Consider the following 1,991-nt stretch of genomic DNA (forward strand, 5'->3'; position numbering starts at 1 on the left):
GAATCCATTCTTGTTTTTAGCGTCCTAGCCGGTCTTTGAAAAAAACTGCCCCCAGGAATCGAGCGCAGCGAGATTCAATAGAGTTTGAGCGAAGCGAAAACATAGGGCAGTTTTAAATGCCGTTTTTGATTTTTTTGGGCTTTTAATAATATAAAAAGCTTTTAAATGCTTTTAAGAGCCTTGAAAGTATTGATATACGTGCGTTTCAGAGGACATACCGACACAAATAGTTTGTCATACCGACACAAATAGTTTGTTCAAAAACACCAATACCGACACAAATAGTTTGCATTAAGACACATAAAAATATAATGTGTCTTTATATACATAAAAATAATGGTGTCTTAATGAAAGGCGGGTTAGTTGTAAAAGATAATGCTCTTATGAATGCCAGTTACAACTTAGAGGTAACAGAACAAAGGTTAATTTTATTGGCAATTATCAGTGCTAGAGAAACAGGGAAAGGAATTACTGCTGACAGTAAACTAGAAATTCATGCCAGTGATTATGCAAAACAGTTCAATGTCACAAAAGAAGGGGCTTACAAGGCTTTAAAAGAAGCTGTAAACAACCTATTTGATCGACAATTTTCATTCCAAGAAGAAACATCAAAAGGGATTGGTATTGTTCGCTCACGATGGGTTAGTCGTATTAAATACATTGATGATTCTGCTCTACTAGAAATCACCTTTGCCCCTGATGTAGTTCCACTAATTACACGACTTGAGAAACACTTTACAAGCTATCAGATTAATCAAGTTTCAGGACTTACAGGCAAGTATGCAATACGACTTTATGAACTATTGATAACATGGCGTGAGGTAGGTAAAACTCCAATTTTGAAACTAGCGGATTTCAGAAGTCAGTTAGGAGTTGAACCTAATGAATACAAAGCAATGAATCATTTTAAAAGTCGTGTTTTAGAACCATCATTACAGCAAATTAATGAAAAAACAGACATTAAAGTGAAGGTAGAACAACATAAAAATGGTCGTTCAATTAGTGGTTTTTCATTCAGATTCAAACAAAAACCACAGCCAAAAGTAGAACAAAAAATCGACCCTAAACGAGATCCAAACACACCCGATTTTTTTGTTGAAATGACCGATGCCCAACGGCATTTGTTCGCACATAAATTATCTGAACTACCCGAAGTTGGTAGCGAATATGCAGAGATCGGAGAGTCAGCCGAAGACTTTACGAAACGCCTTGCCGACATGCTTTTAGAGCCAAAAAAATTCAGGATGTTTTATCCGCTACTGGAACAGCTCGGCTTTGGTTCTAAAAAAATCCAATCTGCACCAATTAAACAGGTCGATGAACCTAAGTTTATTGAGTTGCGAAATATGCAAGTGAACAGCTTGTCGTTCAATATGTCCCGTGACAAGAAATTCGCTCACTTAAAGCAGGAGAACGAATCTCCAGATGATTTTATGCAACGGCTTCGCATCATGCTAAAAGACCCAAAACAGCAACTTCAATTTTATGACTACGTGAATGCCAAAAAGTAGCAATTAATCCTCTAAAAAAGATTTCAAAACGCCCCAAACTTTGGGGCTTATTTTTATCTTTTTCAGAGGTCGATTTTTTGTTTCTCGGAGAGAAACGCGTAAGCGTGCATTCCCTCCTGCTGTCGGGAAATGATAAATCTCCAAACCGCTAAAAATTTTATTGTTAGCAAAGCACCAATATCGAATTTCACCCCATAGCGCAAAAACCGCCTAAAATCGCATTTAAGCGCCTTTTCTTCAAAAACAGGGGAATCTAGCCAAACAGGGCTAAAAACGCCAATAAACGCAAAATAGGAGCATTTAGACTATGAAATTGAGTGATGCCGAAAAAAATAATCGTTTGTCAGAGGTACTTTTAAAGAAATCAGATCGAGAATATTACGATTTAGAAATCACTGAAGATCATCAAAAACTTTATGATCAGTACGTTTCAGGTGATTTAAACAAGCAAGATTTTGAAGAACAACTAAACAAATTGAT

At 36.6% G+C, this 1,991-nt stretch carries 1 pseudogene; it reads left to right on the top strand.

Annotated features, from left to right (window positions below):
- Positions 1-347: 347 nt before the first annotated feature.
- Positions 348-1,277 (top strand): annotated as a pseudogene (gene repM, locus FTV37_RS17195) (replication initiation protein RepM); the annotation flags it as partial.
- Between the last annotated feature and the right edge of the window lie 714 nt (positions 1,278-1,991).

The organism is Acinetobacter sp. YH16042, from assembly GCF_013417245.1.
GTDB classification, from domain to species: domain Bacteria; phylum Pseudomonadota; class Gammaproteobacteria; order Pseudomonadales; family Moraxellaceae; genus Acinetobacter; species Acinetobacter amyesii.